Source organism: Arthrobacter sp. B055-34, from assembly GCF_059090425.1.
Genome location: NZ_JBNHFQ010000029.1, coordinates 1 through 466, shown reverse-complemented (window position 1 = coordinate 466; position 466 = coordinate 1). Strand labels below are relative to the sequence as shown.

The 466-nt window shown below is 65.2% G+C and carries 1 protein-coding gene; it reads left to right on the top strand.

The features are described 5' to 3' along the window. Positions 1-466: ABC transporter permease (locus AC5RWO_RS21460; RefSeq protein ID WP_498733957.1), on the top strand; the 466-nt coding region annotated here is incomplete at both ends.

Sequence of the window (466 nt, the reverse complement as noted above, 5' to 3'; positions counted from 1 at the left end):
TGAAGCCCAACGGCATCGCGGATCGTATCTCCAGCTTCGTGTCCATGGCCGCGGCTTCCATCCCGGACTTCTGGCTCGCCATTGTCGGCATCTGGATTTTTGCCATCACGCTGGGTTGGTTGCCGACTTCCGGTGTTGGCGGCGCGTCGGCGTGGGTGTTGCCGATTGCGACGCTGCTGTTGCGGCCGTTCGGTGTTCTGGTCCAGATTGTCCGCGGCGCCATGGTGTCCGCGTTGTCCGAGCCGTATATCAAGCTGGCCCGCAGCAAGGGCGCCGGCGACGTGCGGGTGGTCACCCACCATGCTTTGCGCAACGCCGCGGCCCCGGCGCTGACAGTGGCGGGCGATCTGACCGTGGGCCTGGTCAACGGGGCGGTGGTGGTGGAAACCATCTTCGGTTGGCCCGGCATCGGCAAGCTCATGATCGACTCCATCCTGCAACGTGACTTCGCGGTCCTGCAGGCAGC